This is a genomic window from Escherichia sp. WS547 (assembly GCF_046486065.1).
Taxonomy (GTDB): Bacteria; Pseudomonadota; Gammaproteobacteria; order Enterobacterales; family Enterobacteriaceae; genus Escherichia; species Escherichia coli.
This window is the reverse complement of sequence record NZ_JBJQMA010000002.1, coordinates 192,797-219,253: the sequence shown is the minus strand read 5'-3', so window position 1 is coordinate 219,253 and position 26,457 is coordinate 192,797. Positions and strand designations below refer to the sequence as shown.

29 protein-coding genes and 3 pseudogenes are annotated in these 26,457 nt (G+C 49.9%); 20 read left to right on the top strand and 12 right to left on the bottom strand.

Translation table 11 applies throughout. From position 1 onward, the window contains the following. The first annotated feature begins 176 nt into the window (after positions 1–176). A complete protein-coding gene (gene yjfP, locus ACJHWK_RS02920) occupies positions 177–926 on the top strand; it encodes an esterase (protein ID WP_001522374.1) in 750 nt (249 codons plus the stop codon). Here the strand turns inward: yjfP and ulaR are convergent. Together ulaR and ulaG are read right to left on the bottom strand one after the other, a co-directional pair. Continuing rightward, positions 923–1,678 carry an HTH-type transcriptional regulator UlaR gene (gene ulaR, locus ACJHWK_RS02915; protein ID WP_000133631.1) on the bottom strand — a complete coding sequence of 252 codons (756 nt, stop codon included), beginning with the start codon at positions 1,676–1,678 and terminating at the stop codon, positions 923–925. The genes yjfP and ulaR overlap by 4 nt on opposite strands. A gap of 107 nt (positions 1,679–1,785) precedes the next feature. Continuing rightward, positions 1,786–2,850 (bottom strand): L-ascorbate 6-phosphate lactonase, encoded by a 1,065-nt coding sequence (ulaG, locus tag ACJHWK_RS02910; protein ID WP_001295191.1) that lies wholly within the window; start codon positions 2,848–2,850, stop codon positions 1,786–1,788. Between the two features lie 354 nt (positions 2,851–3,204). On the opposite strand from ulaG, the gene ulaA reads away from it, so the two are divergent. Genes ulaA through ulaF form a run of 6 tightly spaced genes read left to right on the top strand, consistent with a single transcriptional unit; the run spans position 3,205 to position 7,611 of the window. Continuing rightward, positions 3,205–4,602: a PTS ascorbate transporter subunit IIC gene (ulaA, locus tag ACJHWK_RS02905; protein WP_001300695.1), complete on the top strand. Its 1,398-nt coding sequence runs from the start codon at positions 3,205–3,207 to the stop codon at positions 4,600–4,602. A 15-nt stretch (positions 4,603–4,617) separates the two neighbouring features. Next, positions 4,618–4,923 carry a PTS ascorbate transporter subunit IIB gene (ulaB, locus tag ACJHWK_RS02900; protein ID WP_000218362.1) on the top strand — a complete coding sequence of 102 codons (306 nt, stop codon included), beginning with the start codon at positions 4,618–4,620 and terminating at the stop codon, positions 4,921–4,923. A gap of 9 nt (positions 4,924–4,932) precedes the next feature. Continuing rightward, positions 4,933–5,397 carry a PTS ascorbate transporter subunit IIA gene (ulaC, locus tag ACJHWK_RS02895; RefSeq protein ID WP_000776505.1) on the top strand — a complete coding sequence of 155 codons (465 nt, stop codon included), beginning with the start codon at positions 4,933–4,935 and terminating at the stop codon, positions 5,395–5,397. A gap of 13 nt (positions 5,398–5,410) precedes the next feature. Beyond that, on the top strand, positions 5,411–6,061 hold the full coding sequence (gene ulaD / locus ACJHWK_RS02890; RefSeq protein WP_000056760.1) for a 3-keto-L-gulonate-6-phosphate decarboxylase UlaD: 651 nt from the start codon (positions 5,411–5,413) through the stop codon (positions 6,059–6,061). Between the two features lie 9 nt (positions 6,062–6,070). After that, positions 6,071–6,925 (top strand): L-ribulose-5-phosphate 3-epimerase UlaE, encoded by an 855-nt coding sequence (ulaE, locus tag ACJHWK_RS02885; RefSeq protein ID WP_000949498.1) that lies wholly within the window; start codon positions 6,071–6,073, stop codon positions 6,923–6,925. Then, the gene (ulaF, locus tag ACJHWK_RS02880) at positions 6,925–7,611 is read left to right on the top strand and encodes an L-ribulose-5-phosphate 4-epimerase UlaF (protein WP_001170791.1); all 687 of its coding nucleotides are present in this window, start codon (positions 6,925–6,927) and stop codon (positions 7,609–7,611) included. The genes ulaE and ulaF overlap by 1 nt, the downstream gene beginning before the upstream one ends. Positions 7,612–7,739: 128 nt before the next feature. Here the strand turns inward: ulaF and yjfY are convergent, their stop codons facing one another. Then, positions 7,740–8,015 carry a DUF1471 family protein YjfY gene (yjfY, locus tag ACJHWK_RS02875; protein WP_000492913.1) on the bottom strand — a complete coding sequence of 92 codons (276 nt, stop codon included), beginning with the start codon at positions 8,013–8,015 and terminating at the stop codon, positions 7,740–7,742. A gap of 326 nt (positions 8,016–8,341) precedes the next feature. On the opposite strand from yjfY, the gene rpsF reads away from it, so the two are divergent. From rpsF to rplI, 4 genes are read left to right on the top strand one after another with little or no spacing between them, the layout of a single operon-like run. Beyond that, positions 8,342–8,737 (top strand): 30S ribosomal protein S6, encoded by a 396-nt coding sequence (rpsF, locus tag ACJHWK_RS02870; RefSeq protein ID WP_001216676.1) that lies wholly within the window; start codon positions 8,342–8,344, stop codon positions 8,735–8,737. Between the two features lie 6 nt (positions 8,738–8,743). Then, positions 8,744–9,058, top strand: coding sequence for a primosomal replication protein N (gene priB, locus ACJHWK_RS02865; RefSeq protein ID WP_001296681.1), 315 nt, complete (start codon positions 8,744–8,746; stop codon positions 9,056–9,058). A 4-nt stretch (positions 9,059–9,062) separates the two neighbouring features. Then, a complete protein-coding gene (rpsR, locus tag ACJHWK_RS02860; protein ID WP_000135199.1) occupies positions 9,063–9,290 on the top strand; it encodes a 30S ribosomal protein S18 in 228 nt (75 codons plus the stop codon). Positions 9,291–9,331: 41 nt separating this feature from the next. Further along, positions 9,332–9,781 carry a 50S ribosomal protein L9 gene (gene rplI / locus ACJHWK_RS02855; protein WP_001196062.1) on the top strand — a complete coding sequence of 150 codons (450 nt, stop codon included), beginning with the start codon at positions 9,332–9,334 and terminating at the stop codon, positions 9,779–9,781. 70 nt (positions 9,782–9,851) lie between these two features. Here the strand turns inward: rplI and ACJHWK_RS02850 are convergent, their stop codons facing one another. Beyond that, positions 9,852–10,646 (bottom strand): DUF2686 family protein, encoded by a 795-nt coding sequence (locus ACJHWK_RS02850; protein WP_001522380.1) that lies wholly within the window; start codon positions 10,644–10,646, stop codon positions 9,852–9,854. A gap of 274 nt (positions 10,647–10,920) precedes the next feature. On the opposite strand from ACJHWK_RS02850, the pseudogene ACJHWK_RS02845 reads away from it, so the two are divergent. Further along, positions 10,921–11,235: pseudogene (locus ACJHWK_RS02845) on the top strand (TetR/AcrR family transcriptional regulator); the annotation flags it as partial. Positions 11,236–11,277: 42 nt separating this feature from the next. On the opposite strand, the pseudogene tnpA reads toward ACJHWK_RS02845, so the two are convergent. After that, positions 11,278–11,703: pseudogene (tnpA, locus tag ACJHWK_RS02840) on the bottom strand (IS200/IS605 family transposase); the annotation flags it as partial. Between the two features lie 7 nt (positions 11,704–11,710). On the opposite strand from tnpA, the gene ACJHWK_RS02835 reads away from it, so the two are divergent. Together ACJHWK_RS02835 and ACJHWK_RS02830 are read left to right on the top strand one after the other, a co-directional pair. Then, a complete protein-coding gene (locus ACJHWK_RS02835) occupies positions 11,711–12,919 on the top strand; it encodes an RNA-guided endonuclease InsQ/TnpB family protein (RefSeq protein ID WP_410234793.1) in 1,209 nt (402 codons plus the stop codon). Between the two features lie 43 nt (positions 12,920–12,962). Further along, positions 12,963–13,070, top strand: a pseudogene (locus ACJHWK_RS02830) (TetR/AcrR family transcriptional regulator); the annotation flags it as partial. Here ACJHWK_RS02830 and ytfB read toward each other — a convergent pair. Continuing rightward, a complete protein-coding gene (ytfB, locus tag ACJHWK_RS02825; protein WP_001119478.1) occupies positions 13,054–13,692 on the bottom strand; it encodes a cell division protein YtfB in 639 nt (212 codons plus the stop codon). The pseudogene ACJHWK_RS02830 and the gene ytfB sit on opposite strands and share 17 nt — an antisense overlap. Before the next feature lie 217 nt (positions 13,693–13,909). Here ytfB and fklB point away from each other — a divergent pair, with 217 nt between their 5' ends. Both fklB and cycA read left to right on the top strand, forming a co-directional pair. Beyond that, complete coding sequence (gene fklB, locus ACJHWK_RS02820; RefSeq protein ID WP_000211225.1) at positions 13,910–14,530, top strand: FKBP-type peptidyl-prolyl cis-trans isomerase; 621 nt, start codon at positions 13,910–13,912, stop codon at positions 14,528–14,530. 308 nt (positions 14,531–14,838) lie between these two features. Then, a complete protein-coding gene (gene cycA / locus ACJHWK_RS02815) occupies positions 14,839–16,251 on the top strand; it encodes a D-serine/D-alanine/glycine transporter (RefSeq protein ID WP_000228346.1) in 1,413 nt (470 codons plus the stop codon). Between the two features lie 44 nt (positions 16,252–16,295). Here the strand turns inward: cycA and ytfE are convergent, their stop codons facing one another. From ytfE to qorB, 3 genes are all read right to left on the bottom strand, one after another. Next, positions 16,296–16,958 (bottom strand): iron-sulfur cluster repair protein YtfE, encoded by a 663-nt coding sequence (gene ytfE / locus ACJHWK_RS02810; RefSeq protein ID WP_001522384.1) that lies wholly within the window; start codon positions 16,956–16,958, stop codon positions 16,296–16,298. Between the two features lie 107 nt (positions 16,959–17,065). Further along, on the bottom strand, positions 17,066–18,031 hold the full coding sequence (locus ACJHWK_RS02805; RefSeq protein ID WP_020233409.1) for a DMT family transporter: 966 nt from the start codon (positions 18,029–18,031) through the stop codon (positions 17,066–17,068). A 108-nt stretch (positions 18,032–18,139) separates the two neighbouring features. Beyond that, a complete protein-coding gene (gene qorB / locus ACJHWK_RS02800; RefSeq protein WP_000560563.1) occupies positions 18,140–19,000 on the bottom strand; it encodes an NAD(P)H:quinone oxidoreductase in 861 nt (286 codons plus the stop codon). A gap of 88 nt (positions 19,001–19,088) precedes the next feature. Here qorB and ACJHWK_RS02795 point away from each other — a divergent pair, with 88 nt between their 5' ends. Beyond that, positions 19,089–19,469, top strand: a complete 381-nt coding sequence (locus tag ACJHWK_RS02795) for a winged helix-turn-helix transcriptional regulator (protein WP_001317588.1) — start codon at positions 19,089–19,091, stop codon at positions 19,467–19,469. A 116-nt stretch (positions 19,470–19,585) separates the two neighbouring features. Here the strand turns inward: ACJHWK_RS02795 and cpdB are convergent, their stop codons facing one another. Next, positions 19,586–21,529, bottom strand: coding sequence for a 2',3'-cyclic-nucleotide 2'-phosphodiesterase (gene cpdB / locus ACJHWK_RS02790; RefSeq protein ID WP_001522389.1), 1,944 nt, complete (start codon positions 21,527–21,529; stop codon positions 19,586–19,588). Positions 21,530–21,718: 189 nt separating this feature from the next. Here cpdB and cysQ point away from each other — a divergent pair, with 189 nt between their 5' ends. Continuing rightward, complete coding sequence (cysQ, locus tag ACJHWK_RS02785; RefSeq protein WP_000886909.1) at positions 21,719–22,459, top strand: 3'(2'),5'-bisphosphate nucleotidase CysQ; 741 nt, start codon at positions 21,719–21,721, stop codon at positions 22,457–22,459. A gap of 211 nt (positions 22,460–22,670) precedes the next feature. Beyond that, positions 22,671–23,582 carry a hypothetical protein gene (locus ACJHWK_RS02780; protein ID WP_001522390.1) on the top strand — a complete coding sequence of 304 codons (912 nt, stop codon included), beginning with the start codon at positions 22,671–22,673 and terminating at the stop codon, positions 23,580–23,582. Positions 23,583–23,670: 88 nt separating this feature from the next. On the opposite strand, the gene ACJHWK_RS02775 is transcribed toward ACJHWK_RS02780, so the two are convergent. Beyond that, positions 23,671–24,225, bottom strand: a complete 555-nt coding sequence (locus tag ACJHWK_RS02775) for a YtfJ family protein (protein WP_000175287.1) — start codon at positions 24,223–24,225, stop codon at positions 23,671–23,673. A gap of 324 nt (positions 24,226–24,549) precedes the next feature. On the opposite strand from ACJHWK_RS02775, the gene ACJHWK_RS02770 reads away from it, so the two are divergent. After that, a complete protein-coding gene (locus ACJHWK_RS02770; protein WP_000689228.1) occupies positions 24,550–24,756 on the top strand; it encodes a DUF1107 domain-containing protein in 207 nt (68 codons plus the stop codon). Between the two features lie 61 nt (positions 24,757–24,817). Here the strand turns inward: ACJHWK_RS02770 and ACJHWK_RS02765 are convergent, their stop codons facing one another. Next, positions 24,818–26,161: a hemolysin family protein gene (locus ACJHWK_RS02765; RefSeq protein ID WP_000935042.1), complete on the bottom strand. Its 1,344-nt coding sequence runs from the start codon at positions 26,159–26,161 to the stop codon at positions 24,818–24,820. Positions 26,162–26,457 lie beyond the last annotated feature (296 nt).

Below are 26,457 nucleotides of genomic sequence, written 5' to 3'. Positions count from 1 at the left end.
AGTGCCTTATTAATTTAACTTTGGGGGAATGTTCCCGAATTGTTACCTGGTACGCGATTTTCGAATGAAAACGTGATGAAAGCGTAACCCACATCTCAACATTATGAACTAATACCGCCAGCAGAAACTTGTGCTAAGGATTTCTTCATGTCATACCAGACAAAAAGGAGAGACAGATGATTGAAATAGAATCACGCGAGCTGGCAGATATTCCCGTTCTTCATGCTTATCCTGTCGGGCAAAAAGATACCCCATTACCGTGCGTGATTTTTTATCACGGCTTTACTTCGTCCAGTCTGGTGTATAGCTATTTTGCCGTTGCGCTGGCGCAGGCTGGTTTGCGGGTGATCATGCCGGATGCGCCCGATCATGGTAGCCGTTTTAGTGGTGACGCAGCGCGGCGGTTAAATCAATTCTGGCAAATCTTGCTACAAAGTATGCAGGAATTCACTACGTTACGTGCGGCAATAGCCGAAGAAAACTGGCTGCTTGCTGACCGTCTGGCAGTCGGTGGCGCGTCGATGGGCTCGATGACGGCATTGGGAATTACCGCTCGCCACCCCACGGTGAGATGTACCGCCAGCATGATGGGATCGGGCTATTTTACATCGCTCGCCCGTTCACTGTTTCCACCGCTGATACCTGAAACGGCAGCACAGCAGAATGAATTCAATAACATTGTCGCGCCGCTGGCAGAGTGGGAAGCGACAAACCACCTGGAACAACTTGCTGACAGACCTCTACTGCTGTGGCATGGCCTTGACGATGACGTCGTGCCTGCCGACGAATCACTACGTTTGCAGCAGGCCTTAAGCGAGACGGGACGGGATAAACTGCTAACCTGTTCATGGCAGCCAGGCGTGCGTCACCGCATTACGCCTGAGGCGTTAGATGCTGCCGTGACATTTTTCCGCCAGCATCTTTAAACACGCAGAATGCTGACCCCTTGCGCTTCCAGTTGTTGCAGGATTTCCGGGTTAGCATTTTTGCCGGTGATCAGCATATCGATTTGATCGGCACGGCTAAAAAGCATTCCCGCGCGTTCGCCAATCTTACTGCTATCAACCAGTACCACCAGTTTCCCTACCACGCTCAGCATCTTCTGCTCTGCCATTGCCGTCAACATATCGGTTTTATACAACCCTTCTGCTGTCAGCCCTTTGCCGCTGGTAAACATCCAGTGCCCGGCATAGAGACTGTTTTCGCTGCCTTGCGGGCTTAAAGTGATGGACTGACTTTTGTTGTACTGTCCGCCCATAATGATCACGCTGTCATGCTCCTGATCGATCAGGTAATTTGCCAGCGGTAGATAATTAGTGATGATTTGCACAGGCTTGCCACACATTTCCCGCCCAAGCAGAAACGCAGTGGAGCCGCAGTTGATGACTACGCTTTCGCCCGGATTAACCAGCTGCGAGGCCGCTTTAGCAATACGTACTTTTTCATCGTGATTCTGCGCCTGATGCAGATTCATCGGCGTCCAGCGTGGGCGCTGCTGGGTAATAGCTTCTGCGCCATTGCGCACTTTTTTCAGTTTGCCGCTTTCGTCAAGTTTATTGATATCGCGTCGCGCAGTGGCAGGCGAAATTCCCAGACGCTCAACGACTTTCTCAACGGTCACAAAGCCCAATTGTGCGAGCATTTCCAGGAGGATTTGATGTCTTTGTGCTTCAGTCATGAGCTATTCCGATAAAATTTGATTTTTTTAGATGATATTTGAAATAGCCAGGAAATACTACGCCGGATAGCGCGAACTACTCCACGCTATCCGGTATAAACGACAGATTACAGGAATGACTTGAACGGCAGATCCGGTTCAATAGTGAAGCAATCATCGAAACCACGCGGATAGTGGTACTCGAAGTTGTCTTTATCCAACGGCCAGGTAAATTTGCCGCCCACCTGCCAGATAAACGGCTTGAAGCCATACTTCAGACGATCTTTTTTCATCTCCCACAGCACGCGGATTTCTTGCGGATCGGCCTGGAAGTTTGACCAGATGTCGTGGTGGAACGGGATAACCACTTTCGCATTCAGGGCTTCACCCATACGCAGCATATCGGCGCTGGTCATTTTGTCGGTAATACCGCGCGGGTTCTCACCATACGATCCTAACGCCACATCGATCTGATGTTCGTTACCGTGCTTCGCATAATAGTTAGAGTAGTGGGAATCGCCACTGTGATACAGGGAACCGCCAGGGGTTTTGAACAGGTAGTTTACTGCGCGATCGTCCATGCCATCTGGCAGTACGCCAGCCGCTTTTTGATCGGCAGGTAGGGTGATCAGTGCAGTACGGTCGAAAGCGTCAAGCGCATGAATTTCAATGTCTTTCACTTTTACAACATCGCCCGGTTTGACCACGATGCAACGCTCTTTCGGTACGCCCCAGCCAATCCACAAATCAACGCAGGTTTTCGGTCCAATGAACGGTACGTCATCAGCACAGTTCTGCATCACGGCAGCAGCGACGTTAACGTCGATATGATCGTTGTGATCGTGAGTCGCCAGTACCGCGTCGATCTGGCGAATCGCAAACGGATCAAGAACAAACGGGGTGGTGCGCAGGTTTGGCTGCAGTTTTTTCACGCCAGCCATGCGCTGCATCTGGTGACCCTGTTTCATTAACGGGTTACCGTGACTTTGTTTGCCAGTGCCGCACCAGAAATCAACGCAAACGTTGGTGCCACCTTCTGATTTCAGCCAGATCCCGGTGCAGCCTAGCCACCACATCGCAAATGTGCCAGGGGCGACCTGCTCTTGTTCAATTTCTTCATTCAGCCAGCTACCCCACTCCGGGAAAGTGCTCAGGATCCAGGATTCTCGGGTGATACTTTTCACTTTACTCATCGCCATTTACCTTCATGATAGTTCAATTCGAATCAACACGTGATTGGTTTTGATTAATCCTGACACTATTTTTTCAGGAAGGCAATGACCATTTTTTGACTTTTTGCCAGGGAAGTTGTTGTTGATTTTGAGTGTGGAAAGATTTAATGGAATGTGTAATTCAATTAACTAAATGAATTTAAATGAATAATTATTTCGTTGTGTGAATCCCACTCTATCCATGTGGAATTATTTGCGGGTCGCGTCACATTTAATCATAAATAATCTTGTTGTGATTACTTTTGAAAATTAGAGTGAGTGCACAACATTCCGGGTGTGTGGAATACCCGGTTACCTCTTCTTCAGGAGATCGTTATGGAGATCCTCTACAACATCTTTACCGTGTTTTTTAACCAGGTTATGACCAATGCCCCGTTGTTGCTGGGTATTGTGACCTGTCTGGGCTACATCCTACTGCGTAAAAGTGTCAGCGTTATTATTAAAGGCACGATTAAAACCATAATTGGTTTCATGTTGTTGCAGGCAGGGTCCGGCATCCTCACCAGCACCTTCAAACCGGTGGTGGCGAAAATGTCCGAAGTCTACGGCATTAACGGCGCAATTTCCGATACTTACGCGTCGATGATGGCAACCATCGACCGCATGGGCGATGCCTATAGCTGGGTAGGGTACGCGGTGCTGCTGGCACTGGCGCTGAACATTTGTTACGTGCTGCTGCGTCGCATTACCGGTATTCGTACCATCATGCTGACTGGTCATATCATGTTCCAGCAGGCGGGGCTGATTGCCGTTACGTTGTTTATTTTCGGCTACTCCATGTGGACGACCATTATCTGCACGGCGATTCTGGTTTCGCTCTACTGGGGCATTACCTCCAACATGATGTACAAGCCGACTCAGGAAGTGACGGACGGCTGTGGTTTCTCCATCGGTCACCAGCAACAGTTTGCATCATGGATTGCTTATAAAGTCGCGCCGTTCCTGGGCAAAAAAGAGGAGAGCGTTGAAGACCTCAAACTGCCAGGCTGGCTGAATATTTTCCACGACAACATTGTCTCCACGGCGATTGTCATGACCATCTTCTTTGGTGCCATTCTGCTCTCCTTCGGTATCGACACCGTGCAGGCGATGGCAGGCAAAGTGAACTGGACGGTGTACATCCTGCAAACCGGTTTCTCCTTTGCGGTGGCGATCTTCATCATCACTCAGGGCGTGCGCATGTTTGTGGCGGAACTCTCTGAAGCGTTTAACGGTATCTCCCAGCGCCTGATCCCAGGTGCGGTCCTGGCGATTGACTGTGCGGCTATCTATAGCTTCGCGCCGAACGCCGTGGTCTGGGGCTTTATGTGGGGCACCATCGGTCAGCTGATTGCAGTTGGCATCCTGGTCGCCTGCGGTTCCTCGATCCTGATTATTCCCGGCTTTATCCCGATGTTCTTCTCCAACGCCACCATCGGCGTGTTCGCTAACCACTTCGGCGGCTGGCGTGCGGCACTGAAGATTTGTCTGGTGATGGGGATGATCGAAATCTTTGGTTGCGTCTGGGCGGTGAAACTCACCGGTATGAGTGCCTGGATGGGCATGGCGGACTGGTCGATTCTGGCACCACCGATGATGCAGGGCTTCTTCTCCATCGGTATCGCCTTTATGGCCGTCATCATTGTAATTGCACTGGCTTATATGTTCTTCGCTGGCCGCGCGCTGCGCGCAGAAGAAGATGCAGAAAAACAACTGGCAGAACAGTCTGCTTAATAAGGAGTTTTGATTATGACCGTACGTATTCTGGCTGTGTGTGGCAACGGACAAGGCAGTTCCATGATCATGAAAATGAAAGTGGACCAGTTTTTAACCCAATCAAACATTGACCACACGGTAAACAGCTGCGCGGTTGGCGAATACAAAAGCGAGTTGAGCGGCGCGGATATCATCATCGCTTCTACGCACATTGCGGGCGAAATCACCGTGACCGGCAACAAATATGTGGTTGGCGTGCGCAACATGCTCTCTCCTGCTGACTTTGGCCCGAAACTGCTGGAAGTGATCAAAGAGCATTTCCCGCAGGATGTGAAGTAAGGACGCGCCATGAAATTACGTGATTCGCTGGCGGAGAATAAATCCATCCGCCTGCAGGCTGAAGCTGAGACATGGCAGGACGCAGTAAAAATCGGCGTTGACCTGCTGGTGGCGGCGGATGTTGTCGAGCCGCGTTACTACCAGGCGATTCTGGATGCGGTTGAACAGCACGGTCCGTACTTTGTGCTCGCACCAGGCCTGGCAATGCCGCACGGTCGCCCGGAAGAGGGCGTTAAGAAAACCGGTTTTGCGCTGGTGACGCTGAAAAAGCCGCTGGAGTTCAACCACGAAGATAACGATCCGGTGGATATCCTCATCACCATGGCGGCGGTTGATGCCAACACCCACCAGGAAGTGGGCATCATGCAGATCGTCAACCTGTTTGAAGATGAAGAGAATTTCGACCGTTTACGTGCCTGCCGTACCGAGCAGGAAGTACTGGATTTAATTGACCGCACCAACGCGGCAGCTTAAGAAGGAATTGAACATGTCATTACCGATGTTGCAAGTCGCGCTGGACAACCAGACTATGGATAGCGCTTACGAAACCACTCGCCTGATTGCCGAAGAAGTCGACATTATCGAAGTGGGCACCATTCTGTGTGTGGGCGAAGGCGTGCGTGCGGTTCGTGACCTCAAAGCACTCTACCCGCACAAAATCGTGCTGGCAGACGCCAAAATTGCCGATGCGGGCAAAATTCTTTCTCGTATGTGCTTCGAAGCCAACGCTGACTGGGTGACCGTGATTTGCTGTGCGGATATCAACACCGCCAAAGGTGCGCTGGACGTAGCAAAAGAGTTTAACGGCGACGTGCAGATCGAACTGACCGGTTACTGGACCTGGGAACAGGCGCAACAGTGGCGTGACGCAGGCATTCAGCAGGTGGTTTATCACCGCAGCCGTGACGCGCAGGCCGCAGGCGTGGCATGGGGCGAAGCAGATATCACCGCGATCAAACGTCTTTCCGATATGGGCTTCAAAGTCACCGTCACCGGTGGCCTGGCGCTGGAAGATCTGCCGCTGTTCAAAGGCATTCCGATTCACGTCTTTATCGCGGGCCGTAGTATCCGTGATGCCGCTTCTCCGGTTGAAGCCGCGCGTCAGTTCAAACGTTCCATCGCCGAACTGTGGGGCTAAGGAGCGGATATGTTGTCCAAACAAATCCCGCTTGGCATCTATGAAAAAGCGCTCCCCGCCGGGGAGTGCTGGCTGGAACGGCTGCAACTGGCAAAAACGTTAGGCTTCGATTTTGTCGAGATGTCGGTAGATGAAACAGACGATCGCCTGTCGCGCCTCGACTGGAGCCGCGAGCAGCGTCTGGCGCTGGTGAATGCGATTGTTGAAACCGGCGTGCGCGTGCCGTCCATGTGCCTTTCTGCTCATCGTCGTTTCCCGCTGGGCAGCGAAGATGACGCGGTACGGGCGCAGGGGCTGGAGATTATGCGTAAAGCTATCCAGTTCGCCCAGGACGTTGGCATTCGCGTAATCCAACTGGCGGGCTATGACGTTTACTATCAGGAAGCCAATAACGAAACGCGTCGTCGTTTCCGTGACGGCCTGAAAGAGAGCGTTGAGATGGCAAGCCGCGCGCAGGTGACGCTGGCGATGGAGATCATGGATTACCCGTTGATGAACTCCATCAGTAAGGCGTTGGGTTACGCGCACTATCTCAACAACCCGTGGTTCCAGCTCTACCCGGATATCGGCAACCTGTCGGCGTGGGACAACGACGTGCAGATGGAATTGCAGGCCGGAATTGGGCATATCGTCGCGGTGCATGTGAAAGACACCAAACCAGGCGTCTTCAAAAACGTGCCGTTTGGCGAAGGTGTGGTGGATTTCGAACGTTGCTTCGAAACGCTCAAACAGAGTGGCTATTGCGGGCCGTACCTGATTGAGATGTGGAGCGAAACGGCGGAAGACCCGGCGGCAGAAGTGGCGAAAGCGCGTGATTGGGTGAAAGCGCGCATGGCGAAAGCGGGCATGGTGGAGGCGGCATAATGCAAAAGCTAAAACAGCAGGTATTTGAAGCCAACATGGATCTGCCGCGCTACGGGCTGGTGACCTTTACCTGGGGCAACGTCAGCGCCATTGACCGCGAACGCGGGCTGGTGGTGATCAAGCCCAGCGGCGTTGCCTACGAAACCATGAAAGCGGCCGATATGGTGGTGGTTGATATGAGCGGCAAGGTGGTGGAAGGGGAATATCGCCCGTCTTCCGACACCGCGACGCATCTCGAACTCTACCGTCGTTATCCGTCGCTTGGCGGCATTGTCCATACCCACTCCACTCATGCTACCGCATGGGCGCAGGCGGGGCTGGCGATCCCGGCGTTAGGCACTACGCACGCCGACTACTTCTTTGGTGATATCCCGTGTACGCGCGGATTAAGCGAAGAAGAGGTGCAGGGTGAGTACGAACTGAACACCGGCAAAGTGATTATCGAAACGCTGGGCAACGCCGAGCCTCTGCATACACCGGGGATTGTGGTGTACCAGCACGGGCCGTTCGCCTGGGGGAAAGATGCTCACGATGCGGTGCATAACGCGGTGGTGATGGAAGAAGTGGCAAAAATGGCGTGGATTGCCCGCGGCATTAACCCACAATTGAATCACATCGACAGCTACCTCATGAATAAACACTTCATGCGTAAGCACGGTCCCAACGCTTATTACGGGCAGAAGTAAAACACGCGCTGCGGAAATTTCCTTCTTCGGGAGATAACTGGTCTAATTCCGCAGCCGTTTTTCAAAAAAAGCCCCCTGCGAAGGGGGCAAAGCAAACTATGGCAATGTTTCGTTGGTTATACCTGGTGCTAGCGATAAATATCCGCGCTGGCGTGCATATTGCCGTTACTTCCCGGTTCCCGTATCAGGATCGGATGGTAGTACGTTGCGCCCTGCGCATCTGTCTCTTCATTTAATGCCTGACGTGCTTCACTTTCAGTGGCGAAGTTATGGTTGATATAAATCACGCCTAAGCTTTGCACATCGTCCATATTTCTGGCCTGGTGGTTATTAATTTCAATGGCTGCCCATGTATTTGCACTTAGCAAAAGCACAGCCAGAAGGGCTAAAACACGACTGAACATAGATACCTCCTCAACGGCTGACTTTGTGTGCTCTCCTCTGTGATGATCTTCTGATTTAATTTTAATCAATGATAAAGAAGTTGATGGTGACCATTTCTGATGCAGTTGTTCAAAAAAACACCATGATGAAGTGTGATGAACTTCAAATCAGCGTGTTAGTACGATTTGGTGAAAGATGAGATTTATTTGTCGGCTGGCCTTGAGTTTAGCGGGGTATGTCAGTACTATAACGCGTCATTTTTCAGCCGACCTTTAACACGTTCCTTGCCTCCCCGGGATTCGGCTGACCCAGACAGGAGGCTGAATAATCCGTAAGGAGCAATTCGATGCGTCATTACGAAATCGTTTTTATGGTCCATCCTGACCAGAGCGAACAGGTTCCGGGCATGATCGAGCGCTACACTGCTGCCATCACTGGTGCAGAAGGCAAGATCCACCGTCTGGAAGACTGGGGCCGCCGTCAGCTGGCTTACCCGATCAACAAACTGCACAAAGCACACTACGTTCTGATGAACGTTGAAGCTCCGCAGGAAGTGATCGATGAGCTGGAAACTACCTTCCGCTTCAACGATGCCGTTATCCGCAGCATGGTTATGCGTACCAAGCACGCTGTTACCGAAGCATCTCCGATGGTTAAAGCGAAAGACGAGCGCCGTGAGCGTCGCGATGATTTCGCAAACGAAACCGCTGATGATGCTGAAGCTGGGGATTCTGAAGAGTAATTTCTGATGACCAACCGTCTGGTGTTGTCCGGCACCGTGTGCAGGACTCCCCTTCGAAAGGTCAGTCCATCAGGAATTCCTCACTGCCAGTTCGTGCTTGAGCATCGTTCTGTGCAGGAGGAAGCCGGTTTTCACCGGCAGGCGTGGTGCCAAATGCCCGTTATTGTTAGCGGACACGAAAACCAGGCCATTACTCACAGTATAACGGTCGGCAGTCGCATAACCGTTCAGGGGTTCATTTCATGCCACAAGGCAAAGAACGGACTGAGCAAAATGGTTTTGCATGCCGAGCAGATTGAATTGATAGATTCTGGAGACTAGCCATATGGCACGTTATTTCCGTCGTCGCAAGTTCTGCCGTTTCACCGCGGAAGGCGTTCAAGAGATCGACTATAAAGATATCGCTACGCTGAAAAACTACATCACCGAAAGCGGTAAGATTGTCCCAAGCCGTATCACCGGTACCCGTGCAAAATACCAGCGTCAGCTGGCTCGCGCTATCAAACGCGCTCGCTACCTGTCCCTGCTGCCGTACACTGATCGCCATCAGTAATCGGTCACGGTCCATTAATACGACTTTGAGAGGATAAGGTAATGCAAGTTATTCTGCTTGATAAAGTAGCAAACCTGGGTAGCCTGGGTGATCAGGTAAACGTTAAAGCGGGCTATGCTCGTAACTTCCTGGTACCGCAGGGTAAAGCTGTTCCAGCTACCAAGAAAAACATTGAATTCTTCGAAGCACGTCGCGCTGAACTGGAAGCTAAACTGGCTGAAGTTCTGGCAGCTGCTAATGCTCGCGCTGAGAAAATCAATGCACTGGAAACTGTTACCATCGCGTCTAAAGCTGGCGACGAAGGTAAACTGTTCGGTTCCATCGGTACTCGCGACATCGCTGACGCTGTAACTGCAGCTGGCGTTGAAGTGGCTAAGAGCGAAGTTCGTCTGCCGAACGGCGTTCTGCGTACCACTGGCGAACACGAAGTGAGCTTCCAGGTTCACAGCGAAGTATTCGCGAAAGTGATCGTAAACGTAGTAGCTGAATAATTCGTTATTCAACGAGACGTAAAAACGCCGACTACTGGTCGGCGTTTTGCTTTCTATTTTTCGTCAGGTATTAGTTTCGCAAGTAGATCCATTCACCATTCTCTTGTGTCCATAATTCAGGATGGTTTGCTGGCGTTAGATGCATATGATCGCACCTTATGTCTCGGCCCTGCGGCACTCGCTCGAAACCCAAACCCGAGTAGATTGCTGCTGAACTTGATAAGGAACGCAGACCAATTTTCAAATCATGGGGTAAATCAGAATACGCGTTTAGCAATGCAGCAATGATGAATCCGAGGGCATTAGAAACGCCTGTAACAGTGCGAAGTTGGTCGATATAAAGATCGATTGTTGGTAGTTCAGATGACCAGCAATTAGGCATTTGGGCAGGAAGGGTTACAACGTATCCTATCGTTTGGCCGGTATAGTCTGGAGTACCATAACCTGGACCCAAAACAACCTCGTGTATTGTGTATTTACTGTTGGGTTCGAAGGATTCGACATCTTGCAATAAATATTTCAGTTCTGCGGTTAACCTCGCACCCGCGTAAGCTTTATTGTATTTCTGGGCGTGAATATTATCTAATGTAGCTTCATGGTTCCATCCAAAAGAATTATCACCATTCATTGTTATTCCATCGTAAGTATTACACCTCGTCGCTAACTTATTGAATGCTTGCCAGTCTGAGAGATCTAGTTTGTGGATCTCAACAGTATGTCTGCCATCGCAATTATGGTCTCTTCCACGATTTGAAAGTAATGTAGCGCGTGCGTATTGATGAAATTTTAATTTTACTGGTTTGTCGGTGGACGAAAAACGGGGTGAATATGCAGGAAATGAATAAATAGTTGTTGGTAATGTCATTTTATTGTTGCCTGTTTAATATTTTTACAAATATCGCAGTTGAATGTTCAAAGAAAAAGAGTTGATATTAATAAAAATAAGTTTGTTTTCTGAAGTGGTGAAAATAGCGGATAGTAAAAGATATTAATATCAAAAATCGCTCATCACGGATATAATGATGCACCCAGGGAGGGAGATGACTGACAACGCCTTACACCATACATTCTTGTTGTGCGGTATGTAATTATTCTACGCTGTCGGTATCGGTGCGTTCGTTAATCAGCAGGTTAACCAGCCACAAAAATCCATTGAAAAAATCATCGATTTTACCTGGGGTTATTATATTGCTAATCCCTGGTTTTTAAAAATTGTGCATAGTGAAAACCAAAGTAAAGGTGTGCATTATGCAAAATCACAGCGTCTCTTAGAAATTAATCATGCGCACTTGCAGTTAATGGAATCCTTATTGGATGAAGGGAAGAAACACAATATTTTTAAGCCAGATATCGACCCATTGCAGGTGTATATTAATATTGCTGCGCTTGGGGGATATTATTTGATCAACCAGCATACGCTTGGCCTGGTTTATCCGGTGCGCCGTAAAACCCCGTCCTTCAGGGCGGGGATATAAGGCGCGGTTTTCCACCTGACCAGGTGTTTGCTGTTGTTCAATGTATTGGCGGATGACGGATATTGGCGCACCTCCGCAGCTACTGGCAAAATAGCCAGGACTCCACAAAACGCCTTTGTAGTAATACCTGACTGCAATATCTGGTCGATCTCGTCGCAGTCACCTACCCAATACGCCTTTGAGGCTGTTTACCAGACTGGATATCGCCAGTTTGGGAGGATAGTTAATTAACAAATGGACGTGATCTGGTTCGCCATCCATTTCAACCAGTTCAGCTTCAAAATCAGCACATACCTTTGAAAAGTAAGTGCGTAGTTTTTCTTTCGCGTCATGGTCAAAAATCTGGCGTCGGTATCTGGTGACAAAGACCAGGTGAACATGCATCAGGAAAACACAATGCTTTCCACGCCGGATATCGGTTTCTTTTTTCATAGACCAAAGTATCATTTGACCTGTGAAACGATTACAGGCATTTAAATTCCAGTTAAGACCAAGTGGTCAACAGGAGTGTGAAATGAGGCGCTTCGCAGGCGCATGTCGTTTCGTTTTCAATCGTGCTCTGGCGCTTCAGAATGAGAATCATGAGGCCGGTAATAAATACATCCCTTACGGGAAAATGGCTTCCTGGCTGGTTGAGTGGAAAAATGCCACTGAAACGCAATGGCTTAAAGATGCCCCGTCACAGCCATTGCAACAGTCACTGAAAGACCTTGAGCGGGCTTACAAAAACTTCTTCCAGAAGCGGGCTGCTTTTCCCCGATTCAAAAAGCGGGGACAGAATGATGCATTCCGCTACCCGCAGGGCGTTAAGCTCGATCAGGAAAACAGCCGTATTTTTCTGCCGAAACTTGGCTGGATGCGCTACCGGAATAGCCGTCAGGTCACGGGTGTTGTGAAAAATGTCACGGTCAGCCAGTCCTGCGGTAAGTGGTACATCAGTATTCAGACTGAAAATGAAGTATCAACTCCGGTTCACCCTTCAGCATCAATGGTCGGGCTGGATGCTGGCGTGGCTAAACTCGCCACGCTGTCAGATGGCACAGTCTTTGGGCCTGTAAACAGTTTTCAGAAAAACCAGAAGACGCTGGCGAGACTTCAGCGGCAGTTAAGCCGCAAGGTCAAATTCAGCAACAACTGGCAGAAGCAGAAATGCAAAATACAGCGACTGCATTCCCGTATCGCAAATATCCGCAGGGACTACCTTCACAAAGTCACAACGACCGTCAGCAAAAACCACGCAATGATAGTCATTGAGGATTTGAAGGTCAGCAACATGTCAAAGTCAGCAGCGGGTACGGTCAGCCAGCCGGGGCGCAATGTCCGGGCAAAATCAGGTTTAAACCGTACGATACTGGATCAGGGCTGGTATGAAATGCGCCGCCAGCTTGAGTACAAGCAGCTCTGGAGTGGCGGTCAGGTGCTTGCTGTTCCGCCAGCGTACACAAGCCAGCGTTGCGCGTGCTGTGGTCATACAGCGAAAGAAAATCGCCTGTCACAAAGTCAATTCAGATGCCAGGTATGTGGATATACAGCGAACGCCGATGTAAACGGCGCTCGTAACATTTTAGCGGCGGGACACGCCGTTCTTGCCTGTGGAGAGATGGTGCAGTCAGGCCGCTCGTTGAAGCAGGAACCCACCGAAATAATTCAGGCGACAGCCTGAACGTAGCAGGGAACCACGTCCTTCAGGGCGTGGAGGATGTCAACACATCAGTATGGTTTCACCCCAGGCACTGGAAGCCAGACGTAAGGTCATCAAAGAGACAATCCTTAGCTGGCTTTTGGTTGACCCTTCATCTACCGCGCACGAATAAAACTGCCATCCGGCTGGCGGGTAAACAAGACCTGTTGATTATTCCCCGTATCAATGGTTAAGCCCGTCACCACGCCGCTGGCGTTCTGGCGGATTTTCACCATCTGCCCGTTTTGCAAATTACTCAGCGGCTTACCCGCGCCTTCAACCTGCGCCATTGCATAGACATCGGTAGCGGGCAGTCCGTGGTCGCGGAACAGCTGCGCCATCGTTTTACCGGGTTCGACACGGTAAGAGCGCCATTGATTATCAATTCCGCTATCTGGCTGGAATGGTTGCGTTTGGGTGGTTTGCGGCTGCTCTTCTGGCTGGCCTTCCTGTATTGGTTCTGGAGCGACCGGGGCCACCTGATCAGGATCATTTTGTGGCGTAACTAGCTGCGCCCGCAGCTGTTCTTCTGTCGGTGGTTGTGATTGCGACTGAATATCTAACTGTGCTTCACGCGTCACCACCGGCGCGTTGGGCGTATCATCAGATGGAAGCAGAAATCCGACCACCAATACAATGGCGGCAATAATGATCCCCCGACGATGCATCGGCGGCAGCGGGTCCATGAAGCGAAAATTGTCCGGCGCGTGCCAGACTTTCTCCAGGGTTGGTTTTAGTTCAAAGCGCCCGGGCATGGTTTCCTCCTGCTCCGCGTCTTGTTCCTCAATCATAGCCTATGAATAAGCTAACGCTATGATGTCCGTGGTAAACCCGCCTTTATTATATTCATACGGGATATTGCTATTGTTTCTTTTTCCCCGGGATTTGTCATCATTCCCGCGACAAAGTTTTACCCAAAGAAGTGTGGCTGATATGCTGCCCGCTACTTTATACCCTAAGAAAGGAAATACGATGACCACCCCAACTTTTGACACCATCGAAGCGCAAGCAAGCTACGGCATTGGTTTGCAGGTAGGGCAACAACTAAGTGAATCTGGCCTGGAAGGGCTGCTGCCAGAAGCACTGGTTGCAGGCATTGCTGATGCGCTGGAAGGCAAACATCCGGCTGTTCCGGTTGATGTGGTGCACCGCGCGCTGCGTGAAATCCACGAACGCGCCGATGCCGTTCGTCGTCAGCGTTTCCAGGCGATGGCTGCTGAAGGTGTGAAATACCTGGAAGAAAACGCCAAAAAAGAAGGTGTAAATAGCACCGAATCTGGCCTGCAATTCCGCGTGATCAACCAGGGCGAAGGCGCAATTCCGGCACGTACCGACCGCGTTCGTGTTCATTACACCGGAAAACTGATCGACGGCACCGTGTTTGACAGCTCCGTTGCTCGCGGCGAGCCAGCTGAATTCCCGGTTAACGGCGTGATCCCTGGCTGGATTGAAGCACTGACTCTGATGCCGGTAGGTTCTAAATGGGAACTGACTATCCCGCAGGAACTGGCATATGGCGAGCGCGGCGCTGGCGCGTCCATCCCTCCGTTCAGCACCCTGGTGTTTGAAGTCGAACTGCTGGAAATCCTCTAAGCAGCGCATTCTGTTCCCCTCGAGCCAGAGGGGAGCAGGCATTCAGCAATAAACCCTTCAGTTTGCCAAACGGCGCTATTTTATGTTGCAAAGACCCTGTAAGCGTGTATTTTTGTGAGCTGTTTCGCGTTATCACCGTGATATGACACTCATTTTAAACATAAAATTAACATTAGATCTAAATCTTAGTATTCATCCCGCGTATTGTTACCTAATATCGATGAGTCCCGATACAGATTCGTCGTATCATAGACTGACTAAAGGCCGTAGAGCCTGAACAACACAGACAGGTACAGGAAGAAAAAAACATGGTAGATCAGGTAAAAGTCGTTGCCGATGATCAGGCTCCGGCTGAACAGTCGCTACGGCGCAATCTCACAAACCGACATATTCAGCTTATTGCCATTGGCGGTGCCATTGGTACAGGGTTGTTTATGGGGTCCGGCAAAACGATTAGCCTTGCCGGGCCGTCGATCATTTTCGTTTATATGATCATCGGTTTTATGCTCTTTTTCGTGATGCGGGCAATGGGGGAATTGCTGCTTTCGAATCTGGAATACAAATCTTTTAGTGACTTCGCTTCCGATTTACTCGGGCCGTGGGCAGGATATTTCACTGGCTGGACTTACTGGTTCTGCTGGGTTGTAACCGGTATGGCAGACGTGGTGGCGATCACGGCTTATGCTCAGTTCTGGTTCCCCGATCTCTCCGACTGGGTCGCCTCGCTGGCGGTGATAGTGCTGCTGCTGACGCTCAACCTCGCCACCGTGAAAATGTTCGGTGAGATGGAGTTCTGGTTTGCGATGATCAAAATCGTCGCCATTGTGTCGCTGATTGTCGTCGGCCTGGTCATGGTGGCGATGCACTTTCAGTCACCGACCGGTGTGGAAGCGTCATTCGCGCATTTGTGGAATGATGGCGGCTGGTTCCCGAAAGGTTTAAGTGGCTTCTTTGCCGGATTCCAGATAGCGGTTTTCGCTTTCGTAGGGATTGAGCTGGTAGGTACAACAGCTGCGGAAACCAAAGATCCAGAGAAATCACTGCCACGCGCGATTAACTCCATTCCGATCCGTATCATTATGTTCTACGTCTTCGCGCTGATTGTGATTATGTCCGTGACGCCGTGGAGTTCGGTAGTCCCGGAGAAAAGCCCGTTTGTTGAACTGTTCGTGTTGGTGGGTCTGCCTGCTGCCGCCAGCGTGATTAACTTTGTGGTGCTGACCTCTGCCGCTTCTTCCGCTAACAGCGGCGTCTTCTCTACCAGTCGTATGCTGTTTGGTCTGGCGCAGGAAGGTGTGGCACCGAAAGCGTTCGCTAAACTCTCTAAGCGCGCCGTACCTGCGAAAGGGCTGACCTTCTCCTGCATCTGCCTGCTCGGCGGCGTGGTGATGCTGTATGTGAATCCCAGCGTGATTGGTGCGTTCACGATGATCACGACCGTTTCCGCGATTCTGTTTATGTTCGTCTGGACGATTATCCTTTGCTCGTACCTGGTGTATCGCAAACAGCGTCCGCACCTGCATGAGAAATCAATCTACAAGATGCCGCTCGGCAAGCTGATGTGCTGGGTATGTATGGCATTCTTTGTGTTCGTGGTCGTGCTGCTGACACTGGAAGATGATACCCGCCAGGCGCTGCTGGTTACCCCGCTGTGGTTTATCGCACTGGGGCTGGGCTGGTTGTTTATTGGTAAGAAGCGGGCTGCTGAACTGCGGAAATAACCGCATTATCATGCTGGATGGCGCAATGCCATCCAGCTTTTAGTTCACTCACCCGCCAGTGCGCGCGGGAACAGCACATTATTTTCCAGGCTGATGTGCTCCATCAGGTCATCAATCAGTTCATTAATGCCGTTATACATCGCTTTCCAGGTGGTGCAGGCTTCCGGCGGCGGTGTGACGTTATTGGTAGTGTGTTTGATTACTTCCAGCAGTTCACCCGCTTCATCGTGCTCGCTTTCCATTACGCTGATTGGCCCCATTGCCTGCCTGCCCATGCCTTGTTTGATCATCGGGAAGAGGATCTGCTCTTCTTTCATCATGTGGCTGGAAAGCTCTTCATGCAGCATAGTCAGGTATTTTGTCAGCCCTTTTGGCACGCTCGGTTTGTCGGCGTGAACGCGTTCGACTTTGCTGGCTTGCAGAATCAGCTCCGGCAGTTGCTCGCGGTGACGATCGTGGTAGCGCACGATGATATGGTCGATGATTTCTGCCAGCGGGGCGCTACGCCAGTCTTTCTCAATCGGTTGTTCAGCGAGCTTTGCCAGCTCAGCTTCAATGACCTCAACATCCAGCTCTTTACGTGCCGCCGCACGCGCCAGCGTTTGCTTACCGCCGCAGCAGTAATCCATATCATATTTACGAAACAGAGCCGAAGCGCGAGGAATAGAGAGCGCCAGTTCACCTAAAGGTTGGTCGCGATAAGCCATAGCTGATACCTCATTCTTAATAAGATAAGATGCATTTTAAATGCATCTTTAAGGCAAAAGCTATAACCCTTACGTAGCAGAGGCTTATTTAACTCACTGCCAGCGTGTCAACTTTCTGAGACAGATTCAGTTAAAGGTTTTTCTGGTTTTGCTCTGACCGCAATGATCACGCCAACCACTAACAGTGCGATACCGCTCAGCGTCATTAGTGGCGGCATTTGCTGGCGTAACAAAAAGGTGTACAGCAAACCTGCCAGCGTTTCGAAAACAATCAGCGGCCCGAGAATCACTGTCGGTAATCGCTGGCTGGCGACGTTCCAGCAGAGTGCGCCAACCCATGAGCAAAGCACGGCTATTGCAATCATCAGACTAATAAACACCAGCGGACGGGGGCCAAAAGGTAGGGAGAAGTCCGGCGTTTGCGTATTCAGCCAGTAACAAGCGACGAGATAGCCGATAAGCGAAACCGGCAGCGTGACCAGCGCCTGCGCCGTCGCCCACATCATCGGATGTTTGTCGGGATTTTCCCGCAGCCAGCGGGCGTTGCGCAGGGCATACCATGCCCAGCAGACCACGGAAACTAACGCCAGCACGATGCCAGAGGTATAACGTGCCCAGTCAAAATCGGGGAGTCCGTGGTTTAACTCAGCAATATTCACACTCGCCAGGCCGATGCCAATACAAATCAGTGCCGGGGCGAGTTTTCCCCACGCGAGTTTGCCGTCGCGCTGGCTATAAAGCAGATTGGCAAAGACAGGAATGACCACCGGCAGGGTGCCGATAATCATCGTGGAAACAGGCGCGCCAGTACGTTGAATGGCACTGGCAAGGCAGAAGTAATAAATGAGGTTGCCCATCATAGTGAGCATCAAGGCGGTAAGCCAGTCGCGACGCGCCAACTGACGCAGACGCACGCGCCCCAGCCAGGCAATGGGCAGCGCAATTAACCCTAACGCCAGATAACGCCCCATAGACTGCAACATCGCCGGGTATTCCGGCACGATCAACGGCCCGACAAAAATAAGCCCCCACATCAACCCTGCTAACAGGGCGTACAGCACGCCGCTAATCATTACTGGCATCCATTGGTCTGTCAGAAGAAACGTTCAGGAAGCAGATATGATTGCTCCCGGCATCCCGTCATTATCAGAGAGGATGCGGGAGGATGCCACTTTAATTAACTAGTTATTAACATTAAAAAGATGGCTTACGCTTTCGGCTAACGTTGTCGTTGGGCGGCCAATCAATTTGCTAAGCGTTTTGCTGTTATCAAACAGACCACCTTTCGATGCGCCAACGTCAGAATCCGCCAGCATATCCGCCAGTCCGTCGGGCAGTCCGACGCTTTTCAGTGCCGCGGCGAAATCGGCTTCGCTCAGATTTTGATAGGTAACGGATTTTCCGCTCTGTTTGGTCAGCTCTGCCGCTAACTGTGTCAACGTCCAGGCACTATCGCCCGCCAGTTCGTAAACCTTGCCTTCGTGACCGGCTTCGCTAATCACGCGTGCCGCAGCTGCCGCATAATCTGCCCGCGTTGCTGAGGCGATTTTGCCATCGCCCGCCGCACCGATAAATACGCCGTGTTCCAGTGCTGCCGGGGCGCTGGCGAGGTAGTTTTCGGTGTACCAGCCGTTGCGCAGCAGGGTGTAAACGATGCCAGAATCAGCCAGCATTTTCTCCGTCTCGATGTGCTCATCGGCGAGGCCGAGCGGGGAGGTATCTGCATGTAGCAGGCTGGTATAAGCGATAAATTTCACGCCAGCCGCCTTTGCGGCATTAATAACATTACGATGCTGCGGGGCACGTTGACCCACTTCGCTGGAAGAGATCAGCAGTAGTTTTTCCACTCCCTGAAGTGCAGATGTCAGTGCGGCTTCATCGCCGTAGTCAGCCTGACGCACGGTAATGCCTTGTGCTGCCAGGGCCTGGGCTTTTGCCGGATTACGAACAATAGCCACTATTTGGCTGGCAGGAACCGTTTTCATCAAGGATTCAATAACATAGTGACCAAGTTGGCCAGTGGCACCAGTAATAGCGATCATGGGAAGTCTCCATCGTTTTGTCTTGTGTTTAAATACGCTAACACCTAAACTTACTTTTAGTAAGTACATACAAAAAGGTAAGTATGAGATGAGTCAGGTTAGCCTGTCGCAACAACTGAAAGAGGGAAATCTCTTCGCTGAACAGTGTCCGTCGCGCGAGGTTTTGAAACACGTCACCAGCCGTTGGGGGGTGTTGATTCTGGTGGCGCTACGCGAAGGTACTCATCGCTTTAGCGACCTGCGGCGCAAAATGGGCGGGGTGAGTGAAAAGATGCTTGCGCAGTCGTTACAGGCGCTAGAGCAGGATGGTTTTCTTAACCGTATCGCGTATCCGGTGGTGCCGCCGCATGTGGAATATAGCCTCACGCCGCTGGGCGAGCAGGTGAGCGAAAAGGTTGCTGCACTGGCGGACTGGATTGAGTTGAATTTGCCCGAGGTGTTGGCGGTGCGGGATGAACGTGCGGCGTAACTGCAGGATGCGCGGCCTACGGTGTATGACTTGTAGGACGGATAAGATGCGCCAGCATCGCATCCGACAAAAGTGTCGGATGCGGTTGATGATTTGTAGGCCGAAAAAGAAGTGTATTACTTACTCAAATCCACCTGATAAATCGCAAACCCGATATCATCGGTCGCGACTTTATTCATCGGATATTGCCCTTTCTCTTTAATAAACGCCGCGGCTTTATCTGATGGAGAGGTTTCGAAACGGATATCCAGTTTCTTATCGCCAGCTATTGGTGCTAAACGCCAGTTGTTATCTGCCGCCGGGTGAATTTCCCCCGCACGTTTCGACTCATCAGCAATCCACGCTGCCAGCACCGAGCGGTTCTCATCCGGTGAAGCAAAAGCGATATGGCTGTCGCCCGTACCGGCAAATTTGCCGCCGTAAGCGCGATAGTTATTGGTGGCAACGAGGAACATGGCGTTCGGATCAATTGGCTTGCCATTAAAGGTCAGGTTCTTAATCCTTTCCGCATTGGCATTAACCATCTGGCACTCGCCGTCATAACGGGCAGGCTGGGTAACATCAATCTGATAATTCACACCATCAATCACATCAAAGTTATAGGTGCGGAAACCATCCCAGTTGATGAGTGACTGTGGTTTCGTGCTGTTAGGATCAATCTGGTTAAACTGTCCGGCGGAGCACTCCAGCCACTCTTTCACCTCTTTACCGCTGGCTTTCACCACAATCAGCGTATTGGGATAGAGATAAAGATCGGCGGCATTACGGAAGGTCAACTGACCTTTTTCCACCTCCACATAGCTTGCCGGGTCATTTTTGCGACCACCAACTTTAAACGGTGCGGCAGCTGAAAGCACTGGCAGTTTTGCCAGATCCGGATCGCCCTGAATGTAATGCTCGACATACGCTTTTTGCGCGTTGTTCACCACCTGCACGGTCGGATCGTCCTGCACCAGTGCCAGATAGCTATAGATATTGTCGGCAGATTTACCGATTGGCTTGCTGACGAACTGGCGTGTGGCATCGTGATCGGCTTTGAGTGTTTCTACCAGCTTGCTGTCTTCCGCCGCGAGGGATTTTTTATTCGCGATGTCGTAAATCGGCCGTGCTTCCGCTTTCGCCTGCGTCACCTGCCATTTACCGCTGTCATTACTGAGTTGTAAGTCGACCACACCAAGATGATCGCCCCACATGCCTGGCATTACCGCCGGAACACCATTCAGCGTGCCTTTCGCGATATCAGCCCCTTCGATATCAGCAAAATCTTTACCTGGGAAAACGGCGTGAGCATGGCCAAACATAATGGCGTTAACGCCCGGAATTTCACTGAGGTAATAAACTGAGTTTTCCGCCATCACTTTATACGGATCGGCAGACAGCCCGGAATGCGCCAGAACGACAACGACATCGGCACCTTTCTCGCGCATTTCAGGCACGTATTTGCGCACGGTTTCGGTAATATCATTCACCGTCACTTTCCCGGATAAATTAGCTTTATCCCAGCCCATGATTTGCGGCGGCACGACGCCAATATAGCCAATCTTCAGCGTCTGTTTTTTTCCGTCTTTATCGACCACTTCGGTGTCTTTAATTAAATACGGTGTAAACATTGGCTGTTTGGTTCTGGCGTCAATGACGTTGGCATTTACATAAGGGAATTTCGCTCCCGCCAGCGCATTTTTCAGGTAATCCAGACCGTAGTTAAACTCGTGGTTGCCAAGCGTGCCGACGGTATAGTCCAGCGTATTTAATGCCTTATAGACCGGATGAATATCGCCTGCTTTTAAACCTTTCGCCGACATGTAATCTGCAAGCGGACTCCCCTGAATCAAATCGCCGTTATCGACCAGTACGCTGTTTTTCACTTCATTGCGGGCATCGTTAATCAGGCTTGCGGTACGTACCAGTCCGAATTTTTCCGTGGCGGTGTCTTTGTAATAATCGAAATCCATCATGTTGCTATGCAGATCAGTGGTTTCCATGATACGCAGATCGACCGTCGCTGCATTCACACTGGCGGCAATCAGCGTGGCCAGGAGCGTTGCGCTAAACTTAATCATCAGGGACATCCTTTTATCATCGGGAATACGAAAGAAAAGGGAGAATAAACGTCTTACTTATAGAACAGTGAAGAATGCCACAATTTTACGCTTTGAAAATGATGACACTATCACAGTTGGCGCATTCATTAACGATAGGGTATAAGTAAAACAATAAGTTAACACCGCTCACAGAGACGAGGTGGAGAAATGTTAGATCAAGTATGCCAGCTTGCACGGAATGCAGGCGATGCCATTATGCAGGTCTACGACGGGACGAAACCGATGGACGTCGTCAGCAAAGCGGACAATTCTCCGGTAACGGCAGCGGATATTGCCGCACACACCGTTATCATGGACGGTTTACGTACGCTGACACCGGATATTCCGGTGCTTTCTGAAGAAGATCCTCCCGGTTGGGAAGTCCGTCAGCACTGGCAGCGTTACTGGCTGGTAGACCCGCTGGATGGTACTAAAGAGTTTATTAAACGTAATGGCGAATTTACCGTTAACATTGCGCTCATCGACCACGGCAAACCGATTTTAGGTGTGGTGTATGCGCCGGTAATGAACGTAATGTACAGCGCGGCAGAAGGCAAAGCGTGGAAAGAAGAGTGCGGCGTGCGCAAGCAGATTCAGGTCCGTGATGCGCGCCCGCCGCTGGTGGTTATCAGCCGTTCCCATGCAGATGCGGAGCTGAAAGAGTATCTGCAACAGCTTGGCGAACATCAGACCACGTCCATCGGCTCTTCGCTGAAATTCTGCCTTGTGGCGGAAGGGCAGGCGCAGCTGTACCCGCGCTTCGGACCAACGAATATTTGGGACACCGCCGCTGGACATGCTGTGGCCGCAGCTGCCGGAGCGCACGTTCACGACTGGCAGGGTAAACCGCTGGATTACACTCCGCGCGAGTCGTTCCTGAATCCGGGGTTCAGAGTGTCTATTTACTAAATTCAGATGGCAGAAACAGTGTATTTCCTGATTCTGCCATCCTGATTTCTCCCAACCTAAAAAGTTATAAATAAAAAGAGATTGTATTTAAAGTGCAAAAATTCAATTGCTAATAAGTTATATTTTAATAATGAGCGTTTTTTGATAGTTTACTTCTATAATGAGATATTTAATGGCGACATAAAATAACCAAATAAAATAAGGTAGCCATATGTTACCCAGGATCAGACACAATAATTTTATTGGTGCGGTGGAGTTATTCGTAAAATCATCGCATACAAAAACACATTCAAACAATTTTTTTAACAATATCCAGCATGCATTTAATAAAAAAGATTGGATTTCAAATTATGATAGCCTGTTAACTTTGAGGGAGTTCTTTCGTTGCGCAACTCAGATTGATAAAAATAGTTATCAGGTACTTTCATCAAAAAATGAAACTGTTAACGCCATGGATAAGTTTCTTATCAGTTTCAGCCTTAAAGATAACGGTACCGAATATATAATGACATTGCGAGGCAGTGGATTTGAATACGAAGAAATTCCCATAACAATAAATGAGTATAACTCATTCATGGATTTCAAAAACCGCGAGTTTCCGTTAGAACAAAACAGAAGATTGTATGCCTGGGATATTCTGCAGAAAAAACAGTCTGACATACCGGAAAGGATTAAAGGTTATATTCGCCAGGCGTTTGGTGACGTGTCTTTAGGTTATGCTGTATTGGATGATATAGTAAGTAAATTAAAACGGGGTAAATTTGACATCCAAATACCAGGAGGTGGAATTAAAGAATGCGATGGATGGTATATTTACGAAAAAATAATTGATGATAATTTTGCCATAGTCATAGAATCTTTGGGCTTTGCGCTTAAAATCTATGGAGGGGATGAACGTTTTCGTAATGGTTCCTCTGTTGTTTTGGAGGATGAAGATTACTCTCTTATTTATAATTTTCTGGTTAATGCAGGTTGCCAACAAGTCGAATTAGCCGAACAAGTGGATGCGATAGTAAGTGCGAATCTGGCCGCAGATAGTGATATTACCGAAGAAAAGATTTGCGAGAAATATAAATCGACCATTGAGGCGTTTAAAAAAAAGCAACTAGCGTTACCAGTATGAGTTCAGCGTAAGAACTCAGAGGCTTAATTCCCCTATCCCATAGATAACGATAGGGGAAAATTATTTTGCAGAATTTATGTTATTGCCATTATTTGAGCAACTTTTGCAGCAGGTCCATCACTTGCTGCACCTCTTCCTGTGTGAGCGCCCCGTCTTTGGCCCATTGCACGCGACCGTCTTTATCCAGCACCACTACAGCGGAACTTTCTTCATCCAGCTGCCAGGCACCGCGCGCGACGCCATTGCTATCGACAATAAACTGCGACCAGGGATAAAGCTTTTTATTACTTTCCAGACTGCTGCGCACAAACATGCCGGAACCCGGAATTGCGTCGTCGGTGTTAACAATGGTGGTGGTCTGGTAACGATCGTGCGGTAACTTTGCTGATTTAATCGCTTCAATCAGCGTCGCGTTTTTCTCTTTTGCAGAGGTGCGACCAGCAATATGTTGCAGTACTCGCACTTTTCCCACTAACTGCGCGCTGTTCCAGGTTTTGTAGCTAAACTGATCTTTATCAAGCACCAACTCGCCACGATCGGTAATGCCAATCGGCGGCACTCGCTGACCGGTTTCGAACTGATGTGCGGAAGCCATCATCGGCAACAGCAGGCAGGTGAGTGCCAGAATCTTGCGTAGGGTCATGGTGTTTCCTTCTTATGATATGCAGGTGATCCGACCACTTGGGTCTGAGTTTTAATCATATGTGCTATTTATCGAATTTCCCGCAAGTGTGATGCCAGTTTGCGGTCAAGCGCACAAATCATATGAAAAATGAATGCTTATACTGAAGACCGCGCTTCGGTAAAAAGATAATTCTGAATAATTGTAACCTTTAGGTAAAAAAAGTTATACGCGGTGGAAACATTGCCCGGATAGTCTATAGTCACTAAGCATTAAAATTTGCGCCTCATAATAGTTGGGCCGATTGTGGCACCGCACAGGCGTAATACTCAGCAGGAGATAACAATGAAAATTTTCCAACGGTACAACCCACTTCAGGTGGCGAAGTACGTAAAGATCCTGTTCCGTGGACGGTTATACATCAAGGACGTTGGCGCTTTTGAATTTGATAAGGGTAAGATTCTTATCCCAAAAGTGAAGGATAAGCTGCATTTGTCAGTGATGTCCGAAGTTAACCGTCAGGTTATGCGTCTGCAAACAGAGATGGCTTAACCAAAGTGCTATGCAGTAATAAGACGGCTCCTGATTCAGGAGCCGTTGATGTTTCTGGGGGTTACGCGACGCTTTCTTCTTTATCTTTAGCGTCAGGCAGTTTTGGCGAAAGGGCGGTGGCCTTGCTGTCGATCCGGGTCACCAGCAGCTGGTCGATGCGGTAGTTATCGATATCCACCACTTCAAATTTGTAGCCGGCGAATTTCACCGAATCGGTGCGTTTCGGGATCTTACGCAGCATAAACATCATAAAGCCGCCAATGGTTTCGTAGTTGCCCGACTGCGGGAACTCGTCAATATCCAGCACACGCATGACGTCGTCAATCGGAGTGCCGCCGTCAATCAGCCATGAGTTCTCATCACGGGCGACAATCTGCTCTTCCAGCCCCTGACCGACCAGATCGCCCATCAGCGTGGTCATCACGTCGTTGAGGGTGATGATCCCCACCACCAGCGCGTACTCGTTCATGATCACCGCGAAGTCTTCACCTGCGGTTTTAAAACTTTCCAACGCCTCTGAAAGGGTTAACGTATCCGGCACAATCAGCGTGTTGCGAATTTGTACGCCGCTGTTCAGTGCCAGGCTTTGGTTAGCCAGCACGCGGTTCAGCAGGTCTTTAGAATCGACATAGCCGATGATGTGGTCAATATCTTCATTACAGACGAGGAACTTAGAGTGCGGATGTTCCGCCACCTTATTCTTCAGACTTTGCTCATCTTCGTGGAGATCAAACCAAATCACGTTTTCACGCGGTGTCATTGAAGACGGAACGGTACGAGATTCCAGCTCAAAGACGTTTTCAATCAGCTCGTGTTCCTGTTTACGTAACACGCCCGCCAGCGCACCGGCTTCCACTACCGCGTAGATATCATCAGAAGTGATGTCATCTTTACGTACCATTGGCAGTTTGAAAATACGGAAGATCATGTTCGCCAGGCCGTTGAAGAACCACACCAGCGGGGTGCAAACGTACAGGCAGAAGCGCATCGGGTTGATGATACGCAAAGCCACAGCTTCTGGCGCAATCATACCGATGCGTTTCGGGGTTAAATCCGCAAACAGGATAAACATGCCAGTCACTAACGAGAAAGAGAGAATAAAGCTCAGTTGCTCAGAGAGTTCTGCCGACATATAGCGGGAGAACAGGCTGTGAAAAGCTGGAGAAAATGCCGCATCACCGACGATACCGCCGAGAATCGCCACTGCGTTCAGACCGATTTGGACCACGGTAAAGAACATGCCGGGATTTTCCTGCATATTCAGAACGCGTTGGGCATTTATATTGCCTTCATCAGCCAGCAGTTTAAGTTTGATTTTGCGTGAAGCGGCAAGCGAGATCTCAGACATCGAGAAGAACGCACTTACAGCGATCAAGCAGAGTATGACTAAAATACTGTTTAACATATCTTATCCGACCTTTCAGGCCAGATCCTCGGAAGGGGAAGTTGATTAATTTGTGTGAAATACACATTGAAAGCCGATTCGAAGAAAGTGAACCGGCATTTTCAGTGGCTAGTATAGCGTAAGGTACTGTAAAGCCGCCAGAGGGTTAAAATTCAGACTGCTGATAAATGCAAAACTGCCTGATGCGCTATGCCAATCAGGCCTACGCAGTCCATGCAATATATTGAATTTGGACGATTTTGTAGACCTGGTAAGGCGTTTACGCCGCATCCGGCATAAACAAAACGCACTTTATC

Bases quoted from the DNA above. Each gene is read 5' to 3' on its own strand.
- yjfP (WP_001522374.1), top strand. From the start codon at position 177: ATGATTGAAATAGAATCACGCGAGCTGGCAGATATTCCCGTTCTTCAT.
- ulaR (WP_000133631.1), bottom strand. From the start codon at position 1,678: ATGACTGAAGCACAAAGACATCAAATCCTCCTGGAAATGCTCGCACAA.
- ulaG (WP_001295191.1), bottom strand. From the start codon at position 2,850: ATGAGTAAAGTGAAAAGTATCACCCGAGAATCCTGGATCCTGAGCACT.
- ulaA (WP_001300695.1), top strand. From the start codon at position 3,205: ATGGAGATCCTCTACAACATCTTTACCGTGTTTTTTAACCAGGTTATG.
- ulaB (WP_000218362.1), top strand. From the start codon at position 4,618: ATGACCGTACGTATTCTGGCTGTGTGTGGCAACGGACAAGGCAGTTCC.
- ulaC (WP_000776505.1), top strand. From the start codon at position 4,933: ATGAAATTACGTGATTCGCTGGCGGAGAATAAATCCATCCGCCTGCAG.
- ulaD (WP_000056760.1), top strand. From the start codon at position 5,411: ATGTCATTACCGATGTTGCAAGTCGCGCTGGACAACCAGACTATGGAT.
- ulaE (WP_000949498.1), top strand. From the start codon at position 6,071: ATGTTGTCCAAACAAATCCCGCTTGGCATCTATGAAAAAGCGCTCCCC.
- ulaF (WP_001170791.1), top strand. From the start codon at position 6,925: ATGCAAAAGCTAAAACAGCAGGTATTTGAAGCCAACATGGATCTGCCG.
- yjfY (WP_000492913.1), bottom strand. From the start codon at position 8,015: ATGTTCAGTCGTGTTTTAGCCCTTCTGGCTGTGCTTTTGCTAAGTGCA.
- rpsF (WP_001216676.1), top strand. From the start codon at position 8,342: ATGCGTCATTACGAAATCGTTTTTATGGTCCATCCTGACCAGAGCGAA.
- priB (WP_001296681.1), top strand. From the start codon at position 8,744: ATGACCAACCGTCTGGTGTTGTCCGGCACCGTGTGCAGGACTCCCCTT.
- rpsR (WP_000135199.1), top strand. From the start codon at position 9,063: ATGGCACGTTATTTCCGTCGTCGCAAGTTCTGCCGTTTCACCGCGGAA.
- rplI (WP_001196062.1), top strand. From the start codon at position 9,332: ATGCAAGTTATTCTGCTTGATAAAGTAGCAAACCTGGGTAGCCTGGGT.
- ACJHWK_RS02850 (WP_001522380.1), bottom strand. From the start codon at position 10,646: ATGACATTACCAACAACTATTTATTCATTTCCTGCATATTCACCCCGT.
- ytfB (WP_001119478.1), bottom strand. From the start codon at position 13,692: ATGCCCGGGCGCTTTGAACTAAAACCAACCCTGGAGAAAGTCTGGCAC.
- fklB (WP_000211225.1), top strand. From the start codon at position 13,910: ATGACCACCCCAACTTTTGACACCATCGAAGCGCAAGCAAGCTACGGC.
- cycA (WP_000228346.1), top strand. From the start codon at position 14,839: ATGGTAGATCAGGTAAAAGTCGTTGCCGATGATCAGGCTCCGGCTGAA.
- ytfE (WP_001522384.1), bottom strand. From the start codon at position 16,958: ATGGCTTATCGCGACCAACCTTTAGGTGAACTGGCGCTCTCTATTCCT.
- ACJHWK_RS02805 (WP_020233409.1), bottom strand. From the start codon at position 18,031: ATGATTAGCGGCGTGCTGTACGCCCTGTTAGCAGGGTTGATGTGGGGG.
- qorB (WP_000560563.1), bottom strand. From the start codon at position 19,000: ATGATCGCTATTACTGGTGCCACTGGCCAACTTGGTCACTATGTTATT.
- ACJHWK_RS02795 (WP_001317588.1), top strand. From the start codon at position 19,089: ATGAGTCAGGTTAGCCTGTCGCAACAACTGAAAGAGGGAAATCTCTTC.
- cpdB (WP_001522389.1), bottom strand. From the start codon at position 21,529: ATGATTAAGTTTAGCGCAACGCTCCTGGCCACGCTGATTGCCGCCAGT.
- cysQ (WP_000886909.1), top strand. From the start codon at position 21,719: ATGTTAGATCAAGTATGCCAGCTTGCACGGAATGCAGGCGATGCCATT.
- ACJHWK_RS02780 (WP_001522390.1), top strand. From the start codon at position 22,671: ATGTTACCCAGGATCAGACACAATAATTTTATTGGTGCGGTGGAGTTA.
- ACJHWK_RS02775 (WP_000175287.1), bottom strand. From the start codon at position 24,225: ATGACCCTACGCAAGATTCTGGCACTCACCTGCCTGCTGTTGCCGATG.
- ACJHWK_RS02770 (WP_000689228.1), top strand. From the start codon at position 24,550: ATGAAAATTTTCCAACGGTACAACCCACTTCAGGTGGCGAAGTACGTA.
- ACJHWK_RS02765 (WP_000935042.1), bottom strand. From the start codon at position 26,161: ATGTTAAACAGTATTTTAGTCATACTCTGCTTGATCGCTGTAAGTGCG.